Origin of the sequence: Pseudomonas sp. GM_Psu_1 (genome assembly GCF_026544185.1) — a bacterium.
Classification (GTDB): domain Bacteria; phylum Pseudomonadota; class Gammaproteobacteria; order Pseudomonadales; family Pseudomonadaceae; genus Chryseomonas; species Chryseomonas oryzihabitans.
The window spans coordinates 164981-189833 of record NZ_JALNUX010000009.1 but is presented as its reverse complement, the minus strand read 5'-3'; the positions used below and the strand labels follow the sequence as shown (position 1 = coordinate 189833).

The following is a 24853-nucleotide window of genomic DNA, read 5'->3' as shown; positions in this document are numbered from 1 at the left end:
CCGATCGGGCGGAGCGCTGACTTACCGCGCGCGACGGGAGAGTCCATGGGGCCGTTCGGTACCGTAGTGACCGTTCACCCCGACGGATCGGTTGAGCACGGCGCAGGGCGATGCACCGATACCCTTCGAGCCCTGCGGCCCTACACCTCTGACGCAATTGAGTTGCGCTGCGATGCCCTGGGCTTGGCGGTCTATTTACGTTGGGACGAAGGTGATCTTGGCCAGCTGGCCCAGGACCTCTTCGGGGAGGTCGCCGGCGACGTCGTGCAGACGTCGCGGCTGCTGTGGATGCGCGTTTTCGATCACATGGACATTCGGCCCCGGGTTACTCGCGTCGTCGGGAGCGAGCCGGAGGTGTTGGCTCGGGTGCTCAGGAGCATCCTGCAGCAGACCTATGTGCGGATCGCTCAATGCCATGATCTCAGCGCCTACCCGCCCGACTGGCTCGTCCTTCGGTCGTCGGATCCGCTTCTGGTCAAAGACGTTTTCATTGCCGGCGGGTCGCCTGCCGATGCGGGTGGAGCGTGAACCGGATTGTTTCCGCCGTGAAGGGCGCGAGCGCCACGTGCCCCACATTGGCCAGTGAGGACCTTCCTGGATTCCTTCAGGAACGGCGGGTGCCCGCCGAAGCCTGGTTCGAACAGGTACCGCCTGGCGTAGTAGTGCGTCCGGGGATGTTCTGGTTGCTGCTGCCTCTTCCGCGCAACGACATCAGTATGCTGCTGATCGGCACGCGAGGCTTGCAGCTCGCCGGCGAGGCAGCCGACGAGCTCGATTGCTTCTACGCGCCCGAGATTGGAGAGGTTCTTTGGGGACGCCAACAGGCGAAAGCGCTGGTATCAGCTTCGGCACACGTACAGGGCGGCATACCGGTGGATTCCCTAATCTGGGTCGGTGCGGTGATCGCCGCTCGTTGAAGCCCTAAGGCCGCGCGGTGGTCAGTCTGGCGCCTGTTACGCGCCTGGTCGCGGACGCGTACATTATGCTGCGTTATGAAGACGTTGCCGGCAGGGGGCTGGGCACCGGCGCTCCGTTTGAAGGGCGGCATATGCCTTGTATATGCTTACTCGGCGCGCTATCTTAGCCTATGTCCAGCATATGTTAGGGAGCAGACCATGCGTACCGTCTCGATTTTCATGAATGGTAAGAATCAAGCTATCCGGTTGCCCAAAGATATGGCTTTCGACGGCATCGGCGAGCTTGAGATCGTGAAGGAGGGTGACGTCATCACCCTGCGGCCTGCTCGTCCGTCGTGGACGTCCTTGGCAGACTTGCCGAAGGCTGACGCTGACTTTCTGCAGGAGCGCACTGCAGTGGCCAGTGATGAAGGCAGGTTCGCTCTGTGACGACCTACATGCTCGACACCTGCATCTGCTCGTTCATCATGCGAGAGCATCCAGCTGCTGTGATCAGACGCCTAGCTGCTGAGGTCGAGCGCGGTAACCGCATCGTGATTTCGGCGATCACCTACGCGGAAATGCGGTATGGCCAAATCGGTAAGAAAGCCTCACCCAAGCACAAGGTCCTGGTGGACGAGTTCGTCCGTCGACTGGACGGGGTAATCCCCTGGGACCTGCGCGCGGTAGACGCGACGGTTGAGGTCATGCGCCAGCTCAATGCAGCCGGCACGCCGATCGGGCCGAACGATACGGCCATTGCTGGGCATGCAATCGCTATCGGCTGCACCCTGGTAACAAATAACGTGCGTGAGTTCAGCCGGGTCCCCGGCCTCGTGTACGAAGACTGGGTTTAAAAGGGAGCACGTGATGCAACGGGGCGATGTTTGTCAGCACGTGAACCAACATAGGGAGGGCCCAGGGATTCGCTGGTGCTCTGACTGCGGCAGGAAGGAACCTGACACTGGCGCGGAGCGGCGGGTGAACCCTCGTAGCGAATGGACCAGCGCTCGGCTGAATTCTCGGATCAGGAGAGCTTGAAGTGAAAGTTCTGACCTGTGCCCTGGTGGCAAGCGTACTCCTTGCGCCCGGCGTTGGAGCAGTTGGCCTGCCAACGTCACCTGATTTCTCGAGGTGGGCGGCTACGTCCCTGAGGGAGGCGGGCATCACCGATGCCCGAGTGATCAGCACTGAGTACCCGTTCAGCTTCACGTACTGCGAACCGGGCTCTATGAGCCTGACGCGCTACGACGTGATCAGTCCCGAGCAGCTTGATGTGCTGAAGCAGGGAAAGCCGGCAAAGCCGAAGGCCGAAGCTGACCGACGCGTTGTGGTCGAGTCGGCTAGCCCAGCGTGTAGCGCTGCAGGCTGACCTCCGTAGTGAGTTCGTGGTGAAGACCAGGAGCGGATGTGGAACCGAATAATCACCCGGCTGCACCAGACAGCTTCGAAAATTGCCGCCTGGAGGCATTGATGAAGCTGCACCGGGCGATCGGCGCCCTTGGCCAGGTGCCGATCTATGCAACCCTGGTCGACCAACGCTCCTGGCTTCACGACAAGGTGCACAGCCTTCTGCCAACCCTAATCAGTCTGGAAGAGGCATATGCGTTGGATCTGCTGATCGGTTCGGTGGCAGACACCCGGACGGCGACTCTTGGCCTTTGAGGTACCGCCGCTGCGATCGGAGGCATACCGTTGAAAACGGACAAGGTATCCTGCTACGCATCGATCCAGACGCTCCATCTCAACGACGAGGATGACCAAGTTGACAGAGAAAGATCCGGTAGAAGAATCCGCGAAGCTGGCGGTTAAGGCCCATCCTCCCATAATGCAAGAGGCCGTCCAGGACCTCAGCAAACTCAAGGAGCGTGACCCCCAGACTCCGGACAGTAGCTCAGCTGAGGGTACCGACTTCGATCCGTCGCGCTCCGGCGCAGAAACGCTCGAAGAAAAGACGGAGGCCGAAAAAGAGTCCATTGAGCACGAGCTGGCGAGTGCTCGAGGCGAGCTTGAAAGGTGGAAATGGCATTCCATCGAGCGTGAAGATGGCAGCCCTGCCCAGGAACGCCGCAACGAAGAAATAGGTGAGAGCCTACGTGAGCGGGTCCGGGACTTGGAGGACAAGCTCAACTCATTCAAGTGAAGACGCAGGGGTAGCGCCCGGCGCTGCTGGAAACCGACGGTAATTCCGACCTAACGACGCCTGTCGTTCACTCGAAAATGCTCCGTTCGCGACGGTTTTCGGCAAGCGCGAAGGAGCATGGGGACCCAGGTAGACGTGCACAAATGACGTCTGAGGGCACGAGCTTCAGCGCGCACCCTGCCGTCCCAACAGTGGCTTCCTGATAGCCCACAGGCCGTCTTCAATGGCCTGCATCGTGGCAGATGCCGAGTCACATTTGTATCGCCAGATTTGTAAACGTAGCCCCCCCTCGAGCTCCGGCAGCCAGTGGCTCAAATGCATCGCGTAGGTTCGGCCGTATCCATAGCCGAGGTGCCCAGTCAGCCGCGTACCCAGCTCCTGCGAACTCCCTACGTACAGCGAGGAGCCATCCGTAACGCCCTCCGGCCAGTCATTAAGGCGGCAATAGGCGCGGTTGCCGACCTTTGCCCCTTTAGCGTCGAAGAATGCATTACGCAATCGACTAGCATGGTCAGCTTCGATCAAGAACTGGTAGATGTAGCGATAGTCTGCGACGCCCCAGGCTTTGATCTGCTTAAGCCAGGCTACCGGCCGCTGCGCCCGCACCTCTTCAAACGTGATGGCGAATTCTTCGACCTTGTCTACTTCGGCGACCTCGACAAGGTTCGCCATCGCCCGGAGTTGAGCAGCAATAGCGGTGCGATCCGATACGTCCATGTGCAGTTTCCTGAGTCGATTGATCGTGTGCCGGCGGTGTCGGCGGATAATTAGGTTCAGATCGAAGGTGTCACCGAACCGCTTGGCAAAGCTTTGCCCTGCGCAAGGAGTACCTGATGCTGGCGGCCGGTCAGCAGTCGCAGCGCCTCACACTCGGTCAACGCATTGTCTCGCGCTTGTGTCAGGTTCCTAGCCTCGCCCTCCAAGTACCTGATCTTGGCCTTCATTTCGCCGGCCTGATCGGAAAGGGCGTTGATGGTGATCTCCTGGTCGCGAGCGCGGCCCTCTAGCTGAGCTACCATCTGTACCGCGTCACCGAGCCGATGCTCAGCCACAGCTTGTTTTGCCCGGTGCTCCACAAGCTGCTTACTTAGAAGCAACGATCCTGCCGCCGACTGGTCCAGCCTGGCGCGCAGGTCCTGGAGTTCAAGGGTAGCATTGGTTCGATTGAGCATAAGCTGATCGGCGAGAACCTCGGCGGCGCGCATCTGTGCCTCAAGTTCGGCGGCGCGTACGGCTGCCGCTTCAGCCTGTTCAATAGCCGCTTTCAGCTGGTCTTGGAGATGGCCCTTTTCGGCGATATGGCGGGCCTGGACATCCTCAAGCTCCGCGGCGTATGCCGCGCTTATCTTGGCATCGAGGACTCGGGCGACACAGCTGAGCGCGGAGGCTATCTCTGAGGTGGACTGCGCGACCAGATGTTCCACCTCCCCTGGTAGGCCGGAGAGCAGAGGGGCGTTGGCAATATGCCGCTGCCATACCCCAAACAGTCGAGCGGGATCCCCGGCGCCTATAGCTGCACGCAAACCCGATGCGCTCACTGCTCGTCCCTGATTCACCAGAGCGTTGCCAGCGGCAACGATTTGCGCGTCCGTCACTGCGATCTTCGCGGCCATAGTTGTGGTTCCGTCCAAGCTTAGGTGGCCAAAGCTTACCCGGGCGTTTGGCTCAGGTATAGCGGATAGCAGTCCGGGCTTTGCCATGAGGTAACGTATATACATCACATTGCCGCAAGGGTATCATCTGCCGGTCTACGATGAGGGTTCCATGCATGGCGGATGATGCCGTTCTCGAAGGTTTGGTGTCCCGGTACCGCGAGCACGCAGAAACCATGACCTATCTTAACCGTGCGAAGCTTTTGCGACAGATCTGGGATCGGCTCGGTACTCACGGAGCGGTTGCCAAGGCTTGCAAGGTGAAAACCCAGGTTGTCGAGCAGCATTTGGTACTGGCCAACGCCGCGCCTGAAGTACAGCGCTTGGTGCAGGATGGGAAGGTTTCACCGACGCACGCCATCCACCTGATTCGTCATGAGAGGCGCGGCGGGCGGCCGGCCCAAGAGCTGCTTCGCATGGCGATCGCCAAAGCGACTGCTGAGGGCAGAACCCAAGCCACTCCGAAGGACCTAGACCGCAAGCAATGGGACCTGCCCCCGCGGAATCGGCTGCGGACGATGGTCCAGCGCTTGGATGGCGTGGCCGCGCAAGCGACGCGCCTACTCGAGGAGGGGCGGTTTGACGACCGGAAACGCACCGGCATCTATGTGACGGAGGAGGAGGCGAGGGTGCTATCGGAGCTGGTGCTGGTCCCGAAAGAACCAGGCCAATAAAAAACGCCGGCATTTGCCGGCGTTTTCCAAGATTAGACTTTCGCCCACCCTTCGACTTCGTCCGCACCGTACTGGGCCTTCCACTCCTTGAGGAGCTTGTGATTGCCACCCTTGGTCTCGATGACTTCACCATTGTGCGGGTTGGTGTAGGTCTTCAACTGACGCGCGCGACGCTTGCCGGCAGGTGCGGAATTTTCTTTCTCTTTACGTGCAGGCCGGTTTGCAGCGGCCGGATCGAGGATCGCGATCACGTCGCGCAGAGACTTGCCGTGCTCGGCTAGCAGAGACCGCAGGCTCTCTTCGAACTTCATTTCTTTCTGCAGGCGCTCATCACCTTTGAGTGCGTCAAGGCGCTCTTGCAGCTCTTTGATTTCGGCTTCGGTCTGGCGGTATTCGGCAATAAGGGACATAGAACGATCCATTAAGGTAAGGAAAAATTGAGAGGGTGGTCGGCGGTACCTAATTAAACATGATTCGAATCGTAATGCATAGGCGTATCCCTGCCTACAGCAAACGGATGCCTAGCCGGTAGCCTTGGCGCAAGCGTTACTTTCCACGTTTGTTACCATTCCCATTGCGGCGTGAACGGGTGTCATTGCTCTGCGTGTGAGGCGGTGTTCCCTTAGGCGCTGCTTTTGCTTGGGCATCTTTGTCGTTCTGCACGGCCTTTAGATCTGCTTCAGCCGCAGAACGGTCGAGATCTGCCAACAGATGGTCCAACGTTGAAACCTCAGATGTTTGAGGCAACGGGGCAGTTGGCTCGTCCGGCGCTAGCTTGGCTAGCATCTCGGCAAGCACTTGCATTAGCTTTGTCAAAAGGCTGTTTATGGCTGTCAAGGGAAGATCGCTTTCCCCGATGGCAATCAGCAAGGCCTTAACCCTCGTCTGTAGCTCGGCCCGCGACGTTGCGCTTGCCAATCCACCGATATCCACCTCATAGCCAATTTCAAGGGCCGTTTTTTGAAGAGCCATGTCCTTACTCCTACATCTACTTGACAAATTTGGATTGATCGGTAAGCGAACGGGCGAGATTGTAAACATGAATTCTTATGCATATTCGTCTCAGGGCTGGGGCCTGACACGAATATGCAGTATTAGCATTCACATTCTAAATAACGCTATCGCCATGAATTTTTCTGGATCACGCTCAGCATGGTAGTCGAATCTAGGGTTAAGCCCTTTTGCAGTGTGCTTTTGAAGGTGGGTTTCGACTTGGCCATAGACCGAAAGGAAGAATAGCTCCAAGGCGTTAATCGCAGTGCCTTCTTGATCCTTGAAAAAGAAGGATAGGTATCCCATGTCGTCGCTGCCCGTGTCCACAATATCCCTATGAAGAAGGTAGGACGGATCGAGGCCAACAATCTCATGTGGCAGCAGTTGAAAGGTGTCGTGATCGAATTGCTGGTATTGACCAGGGTGCCGATAGGAGCGGAACCAGCTGTCCATCAGGTGGATCTCGGGCGCGTCGTACAGAAAGAGGTACGTGCGAAAGTCCCCCTCTATGCGCTTGAACGAAGCGAAATACTTGATCACGTCGTGAAATCGCGACTTCACCATCGACGTCTTGACCTCGATCACTGCGATTACGGCTTCCGCGGGCAGTACCACGACCTGGCCGGTGCGGTAGAAGGGTGCGTAGTGGTGCGAGTCGTAGATGATGATGTCGCACTGCTTGGACAGGCCGCCTTTCGCATCAATGATGAAGCCTTCCTCGACGCTCACGCCCCGCGGTAGATGCTCCTGCAGGAACTCGCGCAACACGGCTTCGGCGAGTGCGCCGGTTGTGGCGTTGTGCTTGGTGATGAAGACCTTGGCCTGCTGAATTCGGCTGTGCAGCTGTTGGGCTACGTGGTCGAAGTACTGACTCATGGTGACGGACGTCCTGTGGTGTCTTGGGCGCGATCACTGCGCCGGGGTACAGCGGTCAGCATGCGGTGCCTGGTCGCCAAGGCCGCGCGTATCGCGCCCACCGGTCGAAGCGCGTGCGCCAGCGGTGGCCAGCACACCTCTGGTGGGAAAGTGGACGGCCTCTAGCCGGCCACGCCCAGGGCAGGCGCGGCCGCCAGCAGGACAGGGCTGAACGCATCGTGCGGTACGTCGACGCCCCACCATTCCAACGCCTTCTCACGAAACAGCGCCCACTCGGCCGCGGTCGGTCGGCCATGGGTGCACAGCCGGCATTCAGGTTGGCCAGCGAGCTGCTCGGTGGCCGTGTTGTGGAGATCGATGCCCATCCGGCCGACGGTGGAGCCGTCACTCGCGTGATTCCACACGGCGTCCCGGCCGCGGCTGAGCTGCAGCTCGTACTGGGGTTGTTCCTGGTGCATCGTTCTCTTCTCCTTATCGAGGTGGCCACGTACCGATCAGACGATACCCGAGTCGCCGTGACCTGGTCTCGCCGGCGAGCGGTGGCCAGCTGCCGGCCACGGCCACGGCCACGGCCACGGCCGCAGCGAACGACGTCGACGCCGTTCGCGCCCAGGGCGGGCACGCCCCCCCGTAACCAACTAAAATTATGTCATCCCCAACGGGAGTATCCGCCTACCACCAGGTGCCTCCCTTCACCTCCATACCTTGTTGACCCTCTTTTCCACCCACCTGAACCACCGCGCAGGACCTGCAGGCGCACCGCCGGCCCGGGCACGGATCGCTCCAGGCGGTTCCCCCATTCGCTTTTAACGCTACCGCTCTTTGGAATAGCGGCAACGCTAGAAGCAAGAGCGCCGATGACCGGGCCTCTGCCAGATTGCTTCAGCGAGAACCTCGCTGGTAGCGGGGACGCCCTATTGAGGAGCGGGGACGTTGAAGCGGCAGCGCAGTAGGCCCTGGTGAACGCCCGTAGCGGGGACGCAAGAGAGGGTAGGGCGAACGCTACAAGAGGGGCGAGAACGCCGTGCGCTCGGCGTGCGTCGTACCGCTGGAAAATGGTGCGGTACAGTATTACCTAGTAGAATGAGCGGAGCTTGGCATTATCGCCCAGGCTGACAGGGAGCGAGCTTTTCGTGAAGGTGCGCGGGGCGGCCAGGGCCGCCGCGCAGCGGCGGCAGAGCGGGAAGAGCGCTGGACAGGTAGATACCGCAGTTGGGGATGACATAATTTATGGCTTTCGAATCCGCTCCGCTTCTCATGGACGTCTCGCCGGTTTGGGGACGCCTGGCCGATGGCACGCTGGCGCGCCCGGTCACTGGCTATGCCGATGGACGCTTCGTGCCCGGGCTGCAGCGTCACTGGCCAGGTACCGGCCCGGTGGACTGGCAGGCCGAGCTCTATGCCAAGGGCGAGCAAGCGGTGGCCGCGGCGCGCCAGCACTACCTGGCGCTGGCGCTGGGCGACCATCAGCCCGAGTTGCATGAGCACGATTGCCAGGTGCTTCGTCGCTGGACCCACACCGCACCACCTGATGACCTGGCCGCCACTGGCGACCTCATGGTGGGGTTTGGGGAGCAATGGAACCAAAAACCAACGTAAGCCCTACCAACGCTTTTCGGTGTCTTCTTCCCAGGCGCCCATCTCGACAAAACAGTTGCGCATGTCGGCCTCCTGGCTGATCTCGGTCAGCAGGTCATGCACGCTCTTGTCCAGCTCATCGTCGCTCCGATACGGAATGGTCAACTCATAGTGGCCGGCATCCAGCCGCTTCATGCCATAGGGCTCCAGGCAGTAGCGCTCAATGTTCTCCGTGGCCCGCTTCCGGCCGCGCACGAACTTGCTGTTATTCACCACCGCGAGGCGCAGGGTGACGGTGGCCACCCGCTCGGCGGCGGGCGGCTCTGCCGGCGACGCGGCCGAAGGCTGCTGGTCGCGTGACCTGGCGCTCTTCTGGTACGCGCCGATCTCGACACCACGGTGGCGCAGGTAGCTGTACAGCGTGCTCTTGGAGATGTGCAGCTTCTCGCCGATCGCGCTGACGCTCAGGCGACCTTCGCGGTAGAGGGTTTCGGCCGCCATGGCGGTGGCCTCAGCCTTGGCTGGCAGGCCCTTGGGACGGCCACCGATCCGGCCACGCGCCCGTGCGGCCGACAGACCCGCCTGAGTCCGCTCGCGGATCAGCTCGCGCTCGAACTCCGCCAGCGAGGCGAACAGGTTGAACACCAGGCGGCCTTGGGCGTGGGTGGTGTCGATGGGGTCATTCAGGCTCTGTAAGCCGACCTTGCGCTCTGCCAGCTCGCCGACCAACTCGACCAGGTGCTTGAGGGAACGCCCAAGGCGATCCAGCTTCCAGATCACCACGGCATCACCCGGCCGCACGTTGGCCAGCAGTTTGTCCAACTCCGGCCGGGCGCTTTTCGCGCCGCTGGCGATGTCTTGGTAGATGCGTTCGCACCCGGCCTGTTTCAGGGCATCGACTTGTAGGTCGGCTTTCTGATCCCGAGTGCTCACTCGCGCATAACCGATCTTCATCAAAAGTACTGTTTACTCGACTACGTTAGTAATAGTTGAACTTTGATTAAGCGTACCAGTTATTTGAACCGTAGCGCGGGGAGCTTAACGAACCGAGCCATTCCTCGATAGAGTTCGGCAAAACCTTCGTTTTGTCGAACCATTGCATCGCCCTTTGTGATTGGCGTATAAACACACAAACACCTATTAGCGGAGAACGCTATGAATACCATTCGCTGGAATGTCGCCGTCTCGGCCGACACCGACCAGTCGCTTCGGATGTTTCTGGCCAGCCAGGGCGGCGGCCGTAAGGGCGACCTGTCGCGCTTCATCGAAGAAGCGGTACGGGCACACATCCTGGAGCTGAGCGCTGAGCAGGCCAAGGCCGCTAACGCCCATCTGAGTGAGGCAGAATTGACCAACGCGGTTGACGAAGCGCTCGACTGGGCACGTAAGCGCTGATGCGGGTCGTGTTGGATACCAACATCCTGTTCAGCGCCCTGATCTCGCCACATGGCGCGCCCGATGCGATCTACCGTGCCTGGCGGGCGGCGCGTTTCGAGGTGGTGACCTCGCGGATGCAACTCGATGAAATTCGTCGAGCCAGCCGCTATCCCAAGCTTCAGGCCATCCTACAGCCCGCCAAGGTGGGCGCCATGATCAATAACCTGCAACGGGCTGTGGTACTGGAGCGCCTGACCATCGAGGTCGAAGCCGATGATCCGGATGACTCGTTTTTGCTGGCCATGGCCTTGGCGGGCGATGCGGACTACCTGGTAACCGGTGATCGCCGCGCCGGCCTGCTGCAACGCGGGCACATCGAACGCACGCGGATCGTCACGCCCGCCGTGTTCTGCGTCGAGGTGCTGTGATCAATGCCGGTCGGTTTTCTGACTCAAGAGCAACGCGACGGTTTTGGCCGCTATGTTGATTCGCCCAGCCGTGAAGAGCTGGAACGTTACTTCCACCTGAGCGATGAAGACCGTGAAGCCATCCAGGTGCTGCGGGGTAACCATAACCGTCTGGGTTATGCCGTTCTGCTGACCACCGTCCGCTTCGTTGGCGTTCTGCCGGACAAGCCCGCCGCCGTGCCGGTGGAAGTCCTGCAGGTGCTTTGCCGACAACTGGCGATTCCAGACCCCGACTGCCTCCAGCGCTATAGCGATCATCGCCGCTGGATACATGCCACGGCTCTGTTGCAAAAATCGTGAAGCTTGAGCATGCTTGGCGGAGATTGGACGGACGGAACGATGACGGATTTCAAGTGGCGCCATTTCCAGGGTGATGTGATCCTGTGGGCGGTGCGCTGGTATTGTCGCTATCCGATCAGCTATCGCGACCTTGAGGAAATGCTGGCGGAACGCGGCATTTCGGTCGACCATACGACGATCTATCGCTGGGTCCAGTGCTACGCCCCGGAGATGGAGAAGCGGCTGCGCTGGTTCTGGCGGCGTGGCTTTGATCCGAGCTGGCGCCTGGATGAAACCTACGTCAAGGTGCGGGGCAAGTGGACCTACCTGTACCGGGCAGTCGACAAGCGGGGCGACACGATCGATTTCTACCTGTCGCCGACCCGCAGCGCCAAGGCAGCGAAGCGGTTCCTGGGCAAGGCCCTGCGAGGCCTGAAGCACTGGGAAAAGCCTGCCACGCTCAATACCGACAAAGCGCCGAGCTATGGTGCAGCGATCACCGAATTGAAGCGCGAAGGAAAGCTGGACCGGGAGACGGCCCACCGGCAGGTGAAGTATCTCAATAACGTGATCGAGGCCGATCACGGAAAGCTCAAGATACTGATCAAGCCGGTGCGCGGTTTCAAATCGATCCCCACGGCCTATGCCACGATCAAGGGATTCGAAGTCATGCGAGCCCTGCGCAAAGGACAGGCTCGCCCCTGGTGCCTGCAGCCCGGCATCAGGGGCGAGGTGCGCCTTGTGGAGAGAGCTTTTGGCATTGGGCCCTCGGCGCTGACGGAGGCCATGGGCATGCTCAACCACCATTTCGCAGCAGCCGCCTGATCGGCGCAGAGCGACAGCCTACCTCTGACTGCCGCCAATCTTTGCAACAGAGCCCTTGAGAGAATAGAAGCCCTCCGCGCCGAACTCGCACGTCCTGTTGTCGTGGCGCTTGACGGGGGAAGCGGCTCCGGTAAGTCAACGATTGCGGCAAGGTTGGCGAAGCTGACCGACATAGCCTTGGTTACGCTCGATGATTTCTATCAAACGCAGGTTCCCGAATCCGAGTGGCCTCACAAAACCGTGGCGGAGCGGTTGAATCGCGTTTTTGAGTGGGACCGCGTTCGCGAGGCAATAGAGCCTCTACGCAAGGGGGAACCTGCACAGTGGCGAGCTTTCGACTTCATGCAGGGACTAGGCCCGGATGGCACTTACAGCCTCAAGAACGAATTTACCGAAGTCGCGCCAGCGCCCACGATTCTGCTCGAAGGAGCTTATTCCGCATCTCCGTTCCTTCGGGATTTGATCGACCTCGCCGTGATCGTGGATGTGCCGACCAAAGTGCGGCATGAACGGACTGCTGCGCGCGAACAGGGCGCGGAGGGCTTTTTAGCCGCGTGGCACGCTGTTTGGGACGATGTTGAAAGCTACTATTTCGAGCGCGTCTGCCCGCCAAGGTCTTTTGATCTGGTGATCCAGAATTAAATTCCTTCGCGCCCCTTATGTCGCGCAAATCCTGAAACCTGCACCACGTCCGCAGCGGCGCGGAATCCGGGCCGCGACGTGTCGCGAAAGTCAGTCGCACAAGTTTGACTTTCGCACCTGATTTTTGCGACAGATTTTTCCCTGCAAAATCAGCGCCGGCGATTTTGTCGCAAAAATCAGGAATTTCGCGACAAATTGATCGCGCCCCGGAATGCGAAGCCCCGCTGTCGGCCATTGTCTGAAGTTCCTCACGGGCAGGCGCTTGATACTTTACTAACTTGTCTGTAAAGTTTGGCTACTCTCACTGAATGGTGCTATCATGCCTGCCGCCCACTCGAACCGCTGGGTTCTTCTGGTGACCGTCGCCGCCGGTCTCCTGCTTATCGTTCTGGACAATTCGGTCCTCTACACGGCCCTGCCTACCCTGACGCGCGAGCTTGGCGCGACGGCAACGCAAGGGTTGTGGATCATCAACGCATACCCCCTCGTCATGGCCGGCCTGCTGCTCGGCACCGGGACGCTGGGTGACAGGATCGGTCACCGGCGCATGTTCCTCATCGGCCTCGTGCTGTTCGGTGTCGCGTCGATTGTGGCGGCCTATTCGCCTACAGCGGAAATCCTGATCGGGGCGCGGGCCTTTCTGGCGGTCGGCGCGGCGGCGATGATGCCCGCGACACTCGCCCTCATCCGCGTCACCTTCGAGGATGACCGGGAACGCAACATCGCCATTGCGATCTGGGGGTCGTTGTCGGTCGTCGGCGCTGCGCTCGGACCGATCATCGGCGGTTTTCTGCTCGGCCATTTCTGGTGGGGGTCGGTGTTCCTCATCAATGTGCCGGTAGTGGTCGCTGCCTTCATTTCGGCGCTGATCGTTGCGCCGAAGGTGGCCGGCGATGCGACCAAGCCTTGGGACGTGGTGTCGTCGTTTCAGGCATTGGTGGCGCTGTCGGCTTTTGTGATCGCGATCAAGGAATCTGCCCATGCCGGGCAGTCGTGGGCCGTCCCCGCTATTTCGCTGCTGGTTGCCATCCTCGCCGGAGCGCTGTTCGTCCGCCGGCAACTGCGCCTGCCGTTCCCGCTGCTCGACTTCTCGATCTTCCGCAATGCCGCGTTCACATCGGGCGTTCTAGCGGCCGCGTTCTCCCTGTTCGCCATCGGCGGTGTTGAGCTTGCTACGACGCAACGCTTCCAGCTCGTTGCGGGCTTCACGCCGCTGGAAGCCGGGATGCTGGTTTCGGCGGCGGCGCTCGGATCATTGCCGACTGCGCTGCTCGGTGGTGCATTCCTGCATCGTATTGGCCTACGTATCCTTATAGCTGGCGGGCTTGCGGCGGGATCGCTGGCGGTCCTGCTTGCGACATGGGGCATCACTCATGGCCTTGGCTGGCTGATCGCCGGTCTGGCGCTGACCGGTGCCGGCGTAGGTGCAACAATGTCGGTGGCATCAACGGCTATTGTGGGCAATGTGCCTGTGCATCGCGCCGGCATGGCGTCGTCGGTCGAGGAAGTGTCCTACGAGTTTGGCAGTCTGTTCGCTGTCACAATTCTCGGAAGTCTTTTGGCCTACCTCTATACGGTCAACGTCGTGTTCCCCGCCGGAACCTCGGAAGCGGCCCGCGACAGCATGGCGTCGGCGCTGGTCTTTGCCAACGAGGCGGGGGCCGATGGTGTTGTCGTGCGTCAAGCGGCAGGAATCGCATTCGACCACGCCTATACGGTCGTCATGTACGTGGCGGCGGGTGTTCTGGCCGTGGGTGCCCTGATCACCGGCATCCTGTTGCGGCGCTACGGTCCCGGCTCGCAATCGTCAGCCTATCCCACACAACACTAAGGAAGCCGACATGGCGAGAGCCAGCAAGCGCCTCGAAGTGCTTGAAGCCATTGTGAGCATCATCGAGCGTGACGGCCTCACCGCCGTCACCCTCGACGCCGTAGCGCTCGAAACCGGCATGACACGCGCCGGCCTTCTGTATCATTTCCCGTCGCGCGAAGCCCTGATCCTCGCCACCCATGAGCATCTGACTCGCTCATGGGAACAGGAGCTGGAAGCGAGCGCCGGCAACACCTCGGACAGGGCGACAGACGCCGAACGACACGCCGCCTACATCAACACCTGCGCAAGAGCTACCCGGCGGGTCGAACTGCTGCTCATACTGGAAAGCTCCGACAATCGGCAGCTTGGCGATCTGTGGCAACAGGTCATCGACCGCTGGGCACCTCCTGCGCCGATTGGAAACGACGCTGCCGAGTTGGACAGGTTCATTTCGCGCCTTGCCGCCGATGGGCTGTGGATTCACGAGGCGCTGTCGTCGCGCCCGCTCCCCGAGCAACTGCGCAAGCGTATCGCGGCGCGCCTCGTCGCGATGGCCGCCGGACCTGTTGAGGCGGAAGAAAACCTCCCGAAATAACTGGTGTCCCCCCACAACCCTACTGCGCCGGTGCTGCCGGCGCTTTCACGGTGATGGTGCATTGCTGATCTGAACCGGCCGTGCGCGCGGCCTCGGCGCATTGCCCGATCGCCTCGGCATTGTCGCGCACGAGCTGCGAGGAATCGGCCACGCCGCGCCAGCTTCGGGGATCGGCCACCCGCATCATGGTGACGCCGGCGTTCCATCGGTCCTGACCTATGACGGTCGCCGCAACATGGGTGTCGGCCGAGAAGGGCAGGAAACGCGGCAACAGCAAAATCAGGAATATGCCGACGAACAGCCCGACAAGGCCGGCCATCCATATGCGGAAATCCTGACTTTTCCGGTCGTAGGCGCTTTTCGTATGAGCGGCGAGGTTCCGGCCGGCGCGCTCGAGGTCGGACGCCTGCCGCTCGAGCTGCTGCGCGGCGGTGCGTATCAGGGCCTCGCCGCTGCGCTCGAGGAGCGCCGCATAGTGTGTCGCACCCTGCCGGAGAATAGGCGATTGCTCTACGCCGTGCAGCCGCTCCGCAACATTGTCGAGCGCCTGCACGAGCTGGGCGAGCTGGGGCTTGTAGTCCTGCGCCGGCTCGATCTTTTCGAGCTGGTCGAAAGCCGCTTCCAGCCCGCGCCGCATCACGGTCATTTCCGCGCCGATCTGCGCGCCCTGCGTCTCGATCGTGCGCCGGAGCGCGTCGAACGCGGCGTGGGCTACCTGAACGATATCCAAGGATTTCCTGACCCTGCGCTCTATCCCGATATTGCTGAGGCGGACTGCAGGCTGGTGGTTATGCACTCAGCGCAGCGGGATGGCATCGCCACCCGCACCGGTCACCTTCGACCCGAAGACGCGCTCGACGAGATTGTGCGGTTCTTCGAGGCGCGGGTTTCCGCCTTGCGACGGAGCGGGGTCGCTGCCGACCGGCTCATCCTCGATCCGGGGATGGGATTTTTCTTGAGCCCCGCACCGGAAACATCGCTGCACGTGCTGTCGAACCTTCAAAAGCTGAAGTCGGCGTTGGGGCTTCCGCTATTGGTCTCGGTGTCGCGGAAATCCTTCTTGGGCGCCACCGTTGGCCTTCCTGTAAAGGATCTGGGTCCAGCGAGCCTTGCGGCGGAACTTCACGCGATCGGCAATGGCGCTGACTACGTCCGCACCCACGCGCCTGGAGATCTGCGAAGCGCAATCACCTTCTCGGAAACCCTCGCGAAATTTCGCAGTCGCGACGCCAGAGACCGAGGGTTAGATCATGCCTAGCATTCACCTTCCGGCCGCCCGCTAGCGGACCCTGGTCAGGTTCCGCGAAGGTGGGCGCAGACATGCTGGGCTCGTCAGGATCAAACTGCACTATGAGGCGGCGGTTCATACCGCGCCAGGGGAGCGAATGGACAGCGAGGAGCCTCCGAACGTTCGGGTCGCCTGCTCGGGTGATATCGACGAGGTTGTGCGGCTGATGCACGACGCTGCGGCGTGGATGTCCGCCAAGGGAACGCCCGCCTGGGACGTCGCGCGGATCGACCGGACATTCGCGGAGACCTTCGTCCTGAGATCCGAGCTCCTAGTCGCGAGTTGCAGCGACGGCATCGTCGGCTGTTGCACCTTGTCGGCCGAGGATCCCGAGTTCTGGCCCGACGCCCTCAAGGGGGAGGCCGCATATCTGCACAAGCTCGCGGTGCGACGGACACATGCGGGCCGGGGTGTCAGCTCCGCGCTGATCGAGGCTTGCCGCCATGCCGCGCGAACGCAGGGGTGCGCCAAGCTGCGGCTCGACTGCCACCCGAACCTGCGTGGCCTATACGAGCGGCTCGGATTCACCCACGTCGACACTTTCAATCCCGGCTGGGATCCAACCTTCATCGCAGAACGCCTAGAACTCGAAATCTAACGTCCGTTCGGGCATCGAGGTCCATGTCGGGGTGGGACGGGCCCGTGGCTTCAAGATCACTTGCAGTCCGACCGCGATGTCTTGGTTGCGCGAGAGGTTGTCGATATCCTCCACTTCCATCATCAACCCTGGATAATGCCGCCGCCGTCATCGCCGCCGACGCCCGTGCCGGGCTTTTCGGGCCTGTCAGGCTTGCTCGGCCTTCAGCCTGCCTGGGCGAGATCTCCGGCGGACGGATTAACGGCGGAGCTTCGCCGCCTTTCGTGCGTGTGAAGGCCGAAGATAGTTCTCTCAAAAACATCCGTTTATGAGAGATACCAAATGTCATTTTCAGAAGACGACTGCACCAGTTGATTGGGCGTAATGGCTGTTGTGCAGCCAGCTCCTGACAGTTCAATATCAGAAGTGATCTGCACCAATCTCGACTATGCTCAATACTCGTGTGGGCTCTGTTGCAAAAATCGTGAAGCTTGAGCATGCTTGGCGGAGATTGGACGGACGGAACGATGACGGATTTCAAGTGGCGCCATTTCCAGGGTGATGTGATCCTGTGGGCGGTGCGCTGGTATTGTCGCTATCCGATCAGCTATCGCGACCTTGAGGAAATGCTGGCGGAACGCGGCATTTCGGTCGACCATACGACGATCTATCGCTGGGTCCAGTGCTACGCCCCGGAGATGGAGAAGCGGCTGCGCTGGTTCTGGCGGCGTGGCTTTGATCCGAGCTGGCGCCTGGATGAAACCTACGTCAAGGTGCGGGGCAAGTGGACCTACCTGTACCGGGCAGTCGACAAGCGGGGCGACACGATCGATTTCTACCTGTCGCCGACCCGCAGCGCCAAGGCAGCGAAGCGGTTCCTGGGCAAGGCCCTGCGAGGCCTGAAGCACTGGGAAAAGCCTGCCACGCTCAATACCGACAAAGCGCCGAGCTATGGTGCAGCGATCACCGAATTGAAGCGCGAAGGAAAGCTGGACCGGGAGACGGCCCACCGGCAGGTGAAGTATCTCAATAACGTGATCGAGGCCGATCACGGAAAGCTCAAGATACTGATCAAGCCGGTGCGCGGTTTCAAATCGATCCCCACGGCCTATGCCACGATCAAGGGATTCGAAGTCATGCGAGCCCTGCGCAAAGGACAGGCTCGCCCCTGGTGCCTGCAGCCCGGCATCAGGGGCGAGGTGCGCCTTGTGGAGAGAGCTTTTGGCATTGGGCCCTCGGCGCTGACGGAGGCCATGGGCATGCTCAACCACCATTTCGCAGCAGCCGCCTGATCGGCGCAGAGCGACAGCCTACCTCTGACTGCCGCCAATCTTTGCAACAGAGCCCATGCCACCGATATTCAGAACCGCTTTGGCTATCGTCATTTCACCGATCCGGGCATCGGCTTTCGCTTGAGCCGCTGGCTGTATGCCCTCTGCTGGACGGGCACCGACCGGCCGGGAGTGCTGTTTGAGCGAGCCACCTCGTGGCTGTTCACACAGAAAGTCCTCCTGCCTGGTGTGTCTCAACTAGAGCGCTTTATCGCCCAGTTGCGCAGTCGGGTCGAAGAACGCCTCTGGTTTACGCTGGGCCGCAGCGTGACTGAGGAACAGCGATTGCAACTGCAAGACTTGCTGACGGTGGCCGAAGGCAACCGCAGCTCCCGGCTGGATCAATTGCGCTCCGGCCCGGTCATGGTCAGTGGCCCCGCGTTGATTCGGGCACTGCGCCGGCTCGATGACGTGCGCGGCATCGGCATCACCTTGCCGGCGGCGGCGCACATCCCTCCCAGCCGTATCGCCGCCCTGGCCCGCTTCGCCAACACGGCCAAGGTCACCGCGATTAATCGGCTGCCGGCGTCGCGGCGGATGGCGACACTGGTGGCCTTCGCACTCTGCCTGGAGGCGACTGCGCACGACGACGCACTGGAAGTCCTGGAGGCCTTGCTGCGCGACCTGTTCAGCAACGCGGAGAAGGCCGACAAGAAAGCCCGCATGCGCAGCCTGAAAGACCTGGATCGGTCGGCCGCGACGCTCGCCGCCGCGTGCAAGGTCGTGCTGGACAGCTCGATCAGCGATGACAACGTGCGCGCCCGGCTGTTCAACGACCTGCCGAGGACCACCCTGGAAAAGGCCCTGGAAGAGGTCAACGCGCTGATCCGCCCGGTAGATGACGTCTATTTTCTTGCATTGGAAGCGCGCTACCGCAGCGTGCGCCGCTTCCTGCCCGACCTGCTCAAGCACATCCGCTTCGGCTTCAGCCCGGCCGGCAAGGGCGTGGCGGCTAGTCTGGAGTGGCTGCAACTGAACCTGCCGCGCCGGAAGCCAGAGGATGACGCGCCGCAGGAGATCGTGGCCAAGGCTTGGCAGAAGCACATCACCCGCGAAGATGGCTCCCTCGACATGGGTGCCTATGTGTTCTGCACGCTCGATGCGCTGCGCACGGCCCTGCGCCGCCGCGATGTCTTCGTCTCGCCCAGTTGGCGCTATGCCGACCCGCGCCTTGGCCTGCTCGACGGTGCCGAATGGCTGGCGGCGCGACCGATCATCTGCCGGTCACTGGGCCTGACCATCGACGCCAAAACCACCCTGGACGCCTTGTCCGTCGAGCTGGATGCAACCTGGCTGGCAGTAGCCGCGCGCCTGCCCGACAACCCGGCGATTCAACTGAGCGAGAACACCGAGGGCAAGACCGAACTGTCGCTCGGGGCGCTGGACAAGCTGGACGAGCCCTGCTCGTTGCTGCAACTGCGGGCGGCCGTGTCTGACCTGATGCCGCGTGTCGATCTGCCGGAAATCCTCTTGGAAATCGCCGCCCGCACTGGCTTTTCCGAGGCCTTCACCCATGTCTCCGAACGCAATGCACGCGCCGACAACCTGGTCACCAGCCTCTGCGCGGTGCTGTTGGGCGGGGCCTGCAACACCGGCCTGGAGCCCTTGATCCGCACCGACAACCCGGCGCTGCGCCGTGACCGGCTGTCCTGGGTCAGCCAGAATTATATCCGCGACGACACCCTGTCAGCGGCTAACGCCATCCTGGTCGGAGCGCAAAGCCAACTGGAACTGGCCCAAGTCTGGGGTGGCGGCGAGGTCGCCTCCGCCGATGGCATGCGCTTCGTCGTACCGGTGCGCACCGTGCATGCCGGCCCCAATCCGAAGTATTTCGGCACCGGCCGGGGTGTCACCTGGTACAACCTGATTTCCGACCAATTCTCCGGCCTCAACGCCATCACCGTGCCCGGCACGCTGCGCGACAGCCTGGTGTTGCTGGCGGTCGTGCTGGAACAGCAGACCGAGTTGCAGCCGACGCAAATCATGACCGACACCGGGGCCTACAGCGATGTGGTGTTCGGGCTCTTCCGCCTACTTGGCTACCACTTCAGTCCGCGGCTGGCCGATGTCGGCGGTACCCGCTTCTGGCGCACGCGCCCGGACGCGGACTACGGCAAGCTCAACGGGCTGGCCCGCCAGTCGGTCAAACTCGACCTGATCGCCGAGCACTGGGACGACCTGCTGCGCCTGGCCGGCTCGCTCAAACTCGGCCGGGTGCCGGCGACTGGCATCATGCGCACGCTGCAAACGGGAGATAGACCCACCCGGCTGGCCCAGGCGCTGGCCGAATTCGGGCGGATCGAAAAGACTCTGCACACGTTGACCTATATCGACGACGAGTCCAAGCGCCGCGCCACCCTGACCCAGTTGAACCGAGGCGAAGGCCGGCACAGCCTGGCCCGCGCCGTGTTCCACGGCAAACGCGGCGAGCTCCGCCAGCGCTACCGCGAAGGCCAGGAAGACCAGCTCGGTGCTCTGGGCCTGGTGGTGAACATCATCGTGCTGTGGAACACCCTCTACATGACGGCGGCCGTGGAACGGCTCAAGCAGCACGGCTATCCAGTGCTGGAAGAGGATTTGGCCCGGCTATCGCCGCTGATCTACGAGCACATCAACATGCTCGGGCGGTATTCCTTTGCGGTACCGGAAGAAGTTGCGCGCGGCGAGCTGCGGCCACTGCGTAATCCAGACGACGACCTGTGATCCCCCTAAACGCTATGAGCAACACCCAAGCTGCTGCTGGATCGGCGGGCACTTCACCGAGCCGAACGAACAGAAAACGCAGCAATCCCCTGGGTTGGGGCGCAGCAGCGCCTTGCAGTTGCTGCACTCGTAATAGAACTGGCAGGCGTCCGTGGGCATGGTTTCCGGCTTGGCGAAGCCGCAGCGCGGGCAAGTCAGCACGGACTCAAGGACAATGGCGCTCATCGTGACCTCACTTCTGCACTGTGGAGGGGTATCCCGCGTTCGCGGTCGCCTCAGTCAGTGCCTCGGGCTGGGCCTTATCGGGATCGTAGGTGACGGTCGCCGTCTTCTGGTCGAAATTGACCTGGACGTCACTCACGCCGGACACCTTCTCCAGCGACTTCTTGACCGTGATCGGACAGAGTCCGCACGTCATGTTCTGCACGTCGAGCGTGACGGTTTTCGGGGGAGCCGCCAGCGCCACGAAGGGCAAGGCGAAAAGCACGGCGATCAGCAGTTTGCGCATGGTTAATCTCCTTCAGTAGAACAGCGGGGCGAGCCACGGCACGGCCAATAGGCCGAGCAGCAGCACGCTGACGATCCAGAACACGAGTCGCTGTCGCACGAGCGTGCGCGGATCGGCGCAGGGTGTACCTGGCGTACAAACCTGTGGCACCAGGTAGAGCTTGCGGAATGCCAATCCCAGGAACAGTAGAGTCAACCCGATGAAGAGGGGGCGTAGTGGCTCCATCATGGTCAGAGCGCCCACCCACGTACCGCCGACACCGAGTGCCAACAGCACCAGTGGCCCGACACAGCACACCGACGCACCGATGGCGGTCAGCGAACTCGCGACCAGCGAGCCTTTCCCGGTGAGTTGCATCCCCATTCCCATCTCCTGAGCCTGATTGCCTAGGTGCTATTCTAAACTCCGTACCAAAGTACGGAATCAAGGAGAAAGTGATGGCCACAGAGCTGACCATTGGCAAGCTGGCAGACGCCGCCGGGGTGAACGTCGAGACGATCCGCTACTACCAGCGACGCGGGCTGCTGGATGAACCAGCCAAACCCTTGGGTGGCCATCGGCGCTATCCGGTGGACATGGTGAAGCGACTGCGTTTCATCAAGCGGGCTCAGGCGCTGGGTTTCACGCTCTCGGAAGTCGGTGGACTGCTGACGCTGGATGAGTCGTGCGCCTGTGCCGAAACGCGAGCACGGGCTGCACGCAAGCTCGCGTTGATCGAGCAGAAGATGGCCGACTTGGTCGTCATGCAGCAACTGTTAGGCGAACTGGTGCAGCAATGTGATGCGGGAGACGGCGGAACGATCTGCCCGATCATCGAGGCACTGATCAGAGAGTAATGCCTGGCGGGTGAGCTGGAGATCGGAAAGCCCCTTTACGGTGGGATTCAGAGCTTACGTTGGTTTTTGGTTCCATTGCTCCCCAAACCCCATGGTCAACGACCTGCTGCGCAGCTACATCGGTCGCGACGGCGATCGGGTGTTCACCGCGCTGGAGCTTTCCCGCCCGGGCGAGACCTCAGTCTTCGGCATGCTCCCGGACGGTGGCCACGCCACGGTCGAGGAGGCCGAGCTGTGCCTGGCCCACCGCGTCAGCCACGCCATCCTGAGCCAACCGGTGGCACCGCTGCTGCTGGCCAACCTGCGCGATCTGCAGATGGTGCGCTTCAGCCAGCCGGCCGAAGGTGACGCCTGGTTCGCCGAGCAGTGCCGCATCGATCCGGAGACGGGCCTAGCGCGCTGGATGACGGTACCACTGCACAGCCGTTACGCCTTCGCCGGCTGGCAGGGAGTCCTTGCCGCGCAGCACCTGGTGCGCGCCGGCGGCTTCGAGGCCTACCACTACACGGTCGATCAGCTGCTGCAGTTCACCGCCAATCTCACCGTGCGCCTGATCGATCTGTCGGACTTGGCCACGGGCGCCGACGCGGCGCGCATTGCCATGTACGCGGCCAAGCGCGTGGCGCGTGAGATGGTCGCGCCGCCAGAGCGGTCGCTACCGGAGTTGTTCGCCCTGGGCGCCGACGCGCCCAGCCGAATACTCAACCATTCCCAGCAGGTCGAGGTGCAACGCGTCGTTGGTGCTGCAGCGCGCAATCGGTACCCACTCACCGGAGGCTTGGTGTGCCTGAAGAACGACGGCGCGGCCGCGGGCGCTTATGGCGAGCTTATAGCCACCGTCCTGCTGCAGATGCCGGCCGTGCTGAACAACATCGGTGAGCTGTCTGCCCAGGCCGCCGCCGGCGTGATCGACGCGCTCCAGGCGCAAGCCTGCGATCGGGGCCGCCTGCAGGTCCCGATCGGGCCGTTCGACGCCGGCGCTGACATCACCCAGGCCATCTCGCGGATCCAGGAGATGGCTAAGCCCGACGACCCCTTTGACGTCAGCGCCGGCGCCCTGGCGCAGCTGCGCGTTGGCCAACGTGTGTTTGTCGGCGACGCCGGCCCGTCTGCGCCCTGGAACGACAGCTTCCAGTGGGCAGAGGTGGTGTCTTGCGAGGCGCAAGGCGTCATCCTGCGCGAGCACGGACTCTATGTGAGCGATCTGCTGATCACCGATCGGGACGGCTATCTCGACGAGCGCCGCCGGCGAATCATCGGTCACGACCTGACGCCGGCATGGGCATCCGCCAGCGAAGCCTTCGCGCGGTTCCGATCGGAAGCGGAGTACCGGCGGCCGGCGCTGCGTCTCGAGGCGGGCGATCGCGTGTTCTACCGGATCCTGTCGGGTAAAGGTTGGGGTGAGGTGGTGGCCAGCGAGCCTGGCTACTACGAGGTGCAGCCGCTGCTGACGCCTGGCCAGCCTATTCGCTTCACCTTGCGGGGTGCCGCCTTCCAGGGCTCGGGCTTCATCGTCGGCGTCGACTTCCAGCTGTTCGACCAAGCGCGGATTCTAGAAGACTTTCCACGCGCCTTCGCAGAGCGCGAGATGCTGAGCCTGACGGCGCTACGTGCATCTGCACCTCGTATGGATCCAGGGTTATGTCATAGGACTGTGCTACGGGACCTTGAAAGCCCGATGCAATTGAGGAGTGCCTGTCCAAAGCGGTAACCGCACGCTTCTCAGACTTAATGCAATGATCCGCTGGCTGGTGATGCCGGCCAGCCGAGCCCCGGGACCTAACACTTAATCAATCGGTATTGTCGTTTTGAATCCTTCGAAGCTAACCCACAAAAAGCCATTTTTGAAATTTAAATGTGCTGTAACCTCGGAATTGCCGTCATATCCCTCAGCTTTAAGTACCTGCTCGATTGGGTCAATTTGCGCGTAAATTTGCTTTTGCAATCCATTGACCAACTGCCTCTCACGATCAGCTTCAATAACTCCATTAATCCATATTCCATTTGCAGCGTAACCTCCCCCCACTGGGAACAAAAGAGTACCGTCGGACAGTGATGTGATCACATTCAAACCAGCAGCTCTTAGCTTCGCTCGATCTTCGTCACTGTACGTATGAGCTAGGGATATATTTTCTCCCTGCACCTGCGCCCGTTGAGTAAGATGCGGCCAATTGGAATGCATAATTTCAATGACTGAGCTGTCAGACCAAGCGCCATGCTCGTAGATGCCTATAGCATGGAATGCCTCAGCGGTAGGAAATCCAAAAACAACTGGCCCGGTCCGCTCTATGAAGTTAGGGTTTTTTGGATGGGGCGCTTGCCCGAGATGAAGATGATAGACTCCCCAGTCTAATAACAGCGGGTCTTTACCCATAACATCTTCAATCCTCAGACTTAAATGCGGAGAGAGATCGATGCCGCTTTCAATCTTGGTTACGAGTGCGGCCCAACCCGCTTGATATTTAGCCGGGCATGCGAACGACGAAGAAAGTTCTACTGTGCGTGGTCGGGGCTCAATACGACGTTTACCAGCGTGAAAAAAAAGTATAGCAAGCTTTTCAGGCTCTACGGCAGAAATATCCATAGCCCAATCATCCTGCATTATGCGCCGCAATTCAGCAGTCCAATCTGCCTCAAAATCTGCTTTGATTATCATTGTCGCATAGCTCCAAAATTAAACTAACCTTCGACAAAAAATTCGATACCATTATTATATTAACACTCTATCAGTGCTAAAAACGGAACGTTTGCTAGGCTTGCAAAAACCCAACGAATGCATTTTCCTGAGGGTGCCGACCTT

At 61.1% G+C, this 24853-nt stretch carries 31 protein-coding genes and 3 pseudogenes; 22 read left to right on the top strand and 12 right to left on the bottom strand.

What is annotated here, in order from left to right:
* Positions 1–45 precede the first annotated feature (45 nt).
* The 7 genes from OXS31_RS16715 to OXS31_RS16685 all read left to right on the top strand — a co-directional run bounded on the left by OXS31_RS16715 (position 46) and on the right by OXS31_RS16685 (position 3039).
* Positions 46–528, top strand: coding sequence for a hypothetical protein (locus OXS31_RS16715; RefSeq protein WP_267400671.1), 483 nt, complete (start codon positions 46–48; stop codon positions 526–528).
* An 89-nt stretch (positions 529–617) separates the two neighbouring features.
* Positions 618–917, top strand: coding sequence for a hypothetical protein (locus tag OXS31_RS16710; RefSeq protein ID WP_267400670.1), 300 nt, complete (start codon positions 618–620; stop codon positions 915–917).
* 198 nt (positions 918–1115) lie between these two features.
* Entirely contained in the window at positions 1116–1346 is a 231-nt protein-coding gene (gene vapB, locus OXS31_RS16705; RefSeq protein ID WP_267400668.1) for a type II toxin-antitoxin system VapB family antitoxin, read from the top strand.
* Positions 1343–1753 (top strand): type II toxin-antitoxin system VapC family toxin, encoded by a 411-nt coding sequence (locus OXS31_RS16700; RefSeq protein ID WP_267400666.1) that lies wholly within the window; start codon positions 1343–1345, stop codon positions 1751–1753. The genes vapB and OXS31_RS16700 overlap by 4 nt, the downstream gene beginning before the upstream one ends.
* 185 nt (positions 1754–1938) lie before the next feature.
* Positions 1939–2268 carry a hypothetical protein gene (locus OXS31_RS16695; RefSeq protein WP_267400663.1) on the top strand — a complete coding sequence of 110 codons (330 nt, stop codon included), beginning with the start codon at positions 1939–1941 and terminating at the stop codon, positions 2266–2268.
* A gap of 38 nt (positions 2269–2306) precedes the next feature.
* On the top strand, positions 2307–2561 hold the full coding sequence (locus tag OXS31_RS16690; RefSeq protein WP_267400661.1) for a hypothetical protein: 255 nt from the start codon (positions 2307–2309) through the stop codon (positions 2559–2561).
* A gap of 91 nt (positions 2562–2652) precedes the next feature.
* Complete coding sequence (locus OXS31_RS16685; protein WP_267400658.1) at positions 2653–3039, top strand: hypothetical protein; 387 nt, start codon at positions 2653–2655, stop codon at positions 3037–3039.
* 165 nt (positions 3040–3204) lie between these two features.
* On the opposite strand, the gene OXS31_RS16680 is transcribed toward OXS31_RS16685, so the two are convergent.
* Together OXS31_RS16680 and OXS31_RS16675 are read right to left on the bottom strand one after the other, a co-directional pair.
* The gene (locus OXS31_RS16680; RefSeq protein WP_267400656.1) at positions 3205–3756 is read right to left on the bottom strand and encodes a GIY-YIG nuclease family protein; all 552 of its coding nucleotides are present in this window, start codon (positions 3754–3756) and stop codon (positions 3205–3207) included.
* Between the two features lie 56 nt (positions 3757–3812).
* Complete coding sequence (locus OXS31_RS16675) at positions 3813–4652, bottom strand: hypothetical protein (protein ID WP_267400653.1); 840 nt, start codon at positions 4650–4652, stop codon at positions 3813–3815.
* A gap of 155 nt (positions 4653–4807) precedes the next feature.
* On the opposite strand from OXS31_RS16675, the gene OXS31_RS16670 reads away from it, so the two are divergent.
* A complete protein-coding gene (locus OXS31_RS16670; protein ID WP_267400651.1) occupies positions 4808–5365 on the top strand; it encodes a hypothetical protein in 558 nt (185 codons plus the stop codon).
* A 32-nt stretch (positions 5366–5397) separates the two neighbouring features.
* On the opposite strand, the gene mvaT is transcribed toward OXS31_RS16670, so the two are convergent.
* The 4 genes from mvaT to OXS31_RS16650 form a co-directional block, all read right to left on the bottom strand.
* Complete coding sequence (mvaT, locus tag OXS31_RS16665) at positions 5398–5775, bottom strand: histone-like nucleoid-structuring protein MvaT (protein WP_267400649.1); 378 nt, start codon at positions 5773–5775, stop codon at positions 5398–5400.
* 136 nt (positions 5776–5911) lie between these two features.
* On the bottom strand, positions 5912–6337 hold the full coding sequence (locus tag OXS31_RS16660; protein WP_267400647.1) for a hypothetical protein: 426 nt from the start codon (positions 6335–6337) through the stop codon (positions 5912–5914).
* A 129-nt stretch (positions 6338–6466) separates the two neighbouring features.
* Positions 6467–7234, bottom strand: a complete 768-nt coding sequence (locus OXS31_RS16655; protein WP_267400644.1) for a DUF6602 domain-containing protein — start codon at positions 7232–7234, stop codon at positions 6467–6469.
* Positions 7235–7395: 161 nt separating this feature from the next.
* Positions 7396–7692, bottom strand: coding sequence for a hypothetical protein (locus OXS31_RS16650; protein WP_267400642.1), 297 nt, complete (start codon positions 7690–7692; stop codon positions 7396–7398).
* A gap of 772 nt (positions 7693–8464) precedes the next feature.
* Between OXS31_RS16650 and OXS31_RS16645 the strand changes: the two genes are divergently transcribed.
* Positions 8465–8833: a hypothetical protein gene (locus OXS31_RS16645; protein ID WP_267400640.1), complete on the top strand. Its 369-nt coding sequence runs from the start codon at positions 8465–8467 to the stop codon at positions 8831–8833.
* A gap of 3 nt (positions 8834–8836) precedes the next feature.
* On the opposite strand, the gene OXS31_RS16640 is transcribed toward OXS31_RS16645, so the two are convergent.
* Complete coding sequence (locus tag OXS31_RS16640; RefSeq protein WP_003150544.1) at positions 8837–9766, bottom strand: recombinase family protein; 930 nt, start codon at positions 9764–9766, stop codon at positions 8837–8839.
* Between the two features lie 201 nt (positions 9767–9967).
* On the opposite strand from OXS31_RS16640, the gene OXS31_RS16635 reads away from it, so the two are divergent.
* The 7 genes and pseudogenes from OXS31_RS16635 (at position 9968) to OXS31_RS16605 (ending at position 14810) form a co-directional block, all read left to right on the top strand.
* On the top strand, positions 9968–10207 hold the full coding sequence (locus OXS31_RS16635) for a ribbon-helix-helix domain-containing protein (RefSeq protein WP_003089107.1): 240 nt from the start codon (positions 9968–9970) through the stop codon (positions 10205–10207).
* The gene (locus tag OXS31_RS16630; RefSeq protein ID WP_003150546.1) at positions 10207–10617 is read left to right on the top strand and encodes a putative toxin-antitoxin system toxin component, PIN family; all 411 of its coding nucleotides are present in this window, start codon (positions 10207–10209) and stop codon (positions 10615–10617) included. The genes OXS31_RS16635 and OXS31_RS16630 overlap by 1 nt, the downstream gene beginning before the upstream one ends.
* A gap of 3 nt (positions 10618–10620) precedes the next feature.
* A pseudogene (locus tag OXS31_RS16625) lies at positions 10621–10932 on the top strand (DUF4158 domain-containing protein); the annotation flags it as partial.
* Between the two features lie 63 nt (positions 10933–10995).
* Positions 10996–11760 (top strand): IS6-like element IS6100 family transposase, encoded by a 765-nt coding sequence (locus tag OXS31_RS16620; RefSeq protein WP_001389365.1) that lies wholly within the window; start codon positions 10996–10998, stop codon positions 11758–11760.
* A gap of 102 nt (positions 11761–11862) precedes the next feature.
* Positions 11863–12402, top strand: coding sequence for a hypothetical protein (locus tag OXS31_RS16615; protein WP_158268867.1), 540 nt, complete (start codon positions 11863–11865; stop codon positions 12400–12402).
* A gap of 319 nt (positions 12403–12721) precedes the next feature.
* The gene (locus OXS31_RS16610; RefSeq protein ID WP_003830786.1) at positions 12722–14233 is read left to right on the top strand and encodes an MFS transporter; all 1512 of its coding nucleotides are present in this window, start codon (positions 12722–12724) and stop codon (positions 14231–14233) included.
* 10 nt (positions 14234–14243) lie between these two features.
* Positions 14244–14810 carry a TetR/AcrR family transcriptional regulator gene (locus tag OXS31_RS16605; RefSeq protein ID WP_267400617.1) on the top strand — a complete coding sequence of 189 codons (567 nt, stop codon included), beginning with the start codon at positions 14244–14246 and terminating at the stop codon, positions 14808–14810.
* A 19-nt stretch (positions 14811–14829) separates the two neighbouring features.
* On the opposite strand, the gene OXS31_RS16600 is transcribed toward OXS31_RS16605, so the two are convergent.
* The gene (locus OXS31_RS16600; RefSeq protein WP_023082842.1) at positions 14830–15540 is read right to left on the bottom strand and encodes a DUF6118 family protein; all 711 of its coding nucleotides are present in this window, start codon (positions 15538–15540) and stop codon (positions 14830–14832) included.
* Here OXS31_RS16600 and OXS31_RS16595 point away from each other — a divergent pair.
* From OXS31_RS16595 to OXS31_RS16575, 4 genes and pseudogenes are all read left to right on the top strand, one after another.
* A pseudogene (locus tag OXS31_RS16595) lies at positions 15505–16068 on the top strand (dihydropteroate synthase); the annotation flags it as partial. The gene OXS31_RS16600 and the pseudogene OXS31_RS16595 overlap by 36 nt on opposite strands.
* A 127-nt stretch (positions 16069–16195) precedes the next feature.
* Complete coding sequence (locus OXS31_RS16590) at positions 16196–16696, top strand: GNAT family N-acetyltransferase (RefSeq protein ID WP_000376623.1); 501 nt, start codon at positions 16196–16198, stop codon at positions 16694–16696.
* A 506-nt stretch (positions 16697–17202) separates the two neighbouring features.
* Positions 17203–17967: an IS6-like element IS6100 family transposase gene (locus tag OXS31_RS16580; protein WP_001389365.1), complete on the top strand. Its 765-nt coding sequence runs from the start codon at positions 17203–17205 to the stop codon at positions 17965–17967.
* Between the two features lie 54 nt (positions 17968–18021).
* A pseudogene (locus OXS31_RS16575) lies at positions 18022–20709 on the top strand (Tn3 family transposase); the annotation flags it as partial.
* 12 nt (positions 20710–20721) lie between these two features.
* Here the strand turns inward: OXS31_RS16575 and OXS31_RS16570 are convergent.
* Genes OXS31_RS16570 through OXS31_RS16560 form a run of 3 tightly spaced genes read right to left on the bottom strand, consistent with a single transcriptional unit; the run spans position 20722 to position 21580 of the window.
* Positions 20722–20934, bottom strand: a complete 213-nt coding sequence (locus tag OXS31_RS16570; protein WP_003089113.1) for a GDCCVxC domain-containing (seleno)protein — start codon at positions 20932–20934, stop codon at positions 20722–20724.
* 7 nt (positions 20935–20941) lie between these two features.
* Entirely contained in the window at positions 20942–21217 is a 276-nt protein-coding gene (merP, locus tag OXS31_RS16565; RefSeq protein ID WP_003150552.1) for a mercury resistance system periplasmic binding protein MerP, read from the bottom strand.
* Between the two features lie 12 nt (positions 21218–21229).
* The gene (locus OXS31_RS16560; protein WP_003089115.1) at positions 21230–21580 is read right to left on the bottom strand and encodes a mercuric transporter MerT family protein; all 351 of its coding nucleotides are present in this window, start codon (positions 21578–21580) and stop codon (positions 21230–21232) included.
* Positions 21581–21654: 74 nt separating this feature from the next.
* Here OXS31_RS16560 and merR point away from each other — a divergent pair, with 74 nt between their 5' ends.
* Together merR and OXS31_RS16550 are read left to right on the top strand one after the other, a co-directional pair.
* Positions 21655–22053: an Hg(II)-responsive transcriptional regulator gene (gene merR / locus OXS31_RS16555; protein ID WP_003089120.1), complete on the top strand. Its 399-nt coding sequence runs from the start codon at positions 21655–21657 to the stop codon at positions 22051–22053.
* Between the two features lie 91 nt (positions 22054–22144).
* Entirely contained in the window at positions 22145–23764 is a 1620-nt protein-coding gene (locus tag OXS31_RS16550) for a hypothetical protein (protein ID WP_267400521.1), read from the top strand.
* 75 nt (positions 23765–23839) lie between these two features.
* Here the strand turns inward: OXS31_RS16550 and OXS31_RS16545 are convergent, their stop codons facing one another.
* A complete protein-coding gene (locus tag OXS31_RS16545; protein ID WP_267400520.1) occupies positions 23840–24709 on the bottom strand; it encodes a hypothetical protein in 870 nt (289 codons plus the stop codon).
* Positions 24710–24853 lie beyond the last annotated feature (144 nt).